Consider the following 315-nt stretch of genomic DNA (forward strand, 5'->3'; position numbering starts at 1 on the left):
AACGTGATGAGCTTCATACCTTCAAGGTTATCCCCAACCGATGGGTGGTCGAGCGTTCATTTGCCTGGCTGGATAAATGCCGCCGCTTATGGAAAAACTGTGAACGCTATTTAAATACCAGCCTTCAGTTTGTTAATTTGGCCTTTCTTATCCTATTACTGCGCAGGAAAAATTCTGAATAGGTTCTTAGTATCTATTCAGTATCTTTCCTGCGCAAGAGCAAAGCAAGGAATGCTAAGTTGACTAACTGAAGGCTGGTATTCAAATCCCCCTCACAGTTTTTCCACAGCCGCCGACACTTTTCTAGCCAGGCAA

Annotated in this window: 1 protein-coding gene and 1 pseudogene; one reads left to right on the top strand and one right to left on the bottom strand. The window is 44.1% G+C overall.

All coding sequences use genetic code 11. The features are described 5' to 3' along the window. A partial coding sequence (locus AACQ81_RS06485; protein WP_237387800.1) for a transposase occupies nt 1-182 on the top strand: 182 nt, incomplete at its 5' end. An 11-nt stretch (nt 183-193) separates the two neighbouring features. Here the strand turns inward: AACQ81_RS06485 and AACQ81_RS06490 are convergent. Next, nucleotides 194-315, bottom strand: a pseudogene (locus tag AACQ81_RS06490) (IS5/IS1182 family transposase); the annotation flags it as partial.

This window comes from Xenorhabdus sp. Sc-CR9 (assembly GCF_963897815.1).
In the GTDB taxonomy this organism is placed as follows: Bacteria; Pseudomonadota; Gammaproteobacteria; order Enterobacterales; family Enterobacteriaceae; genus Xenorhabdus.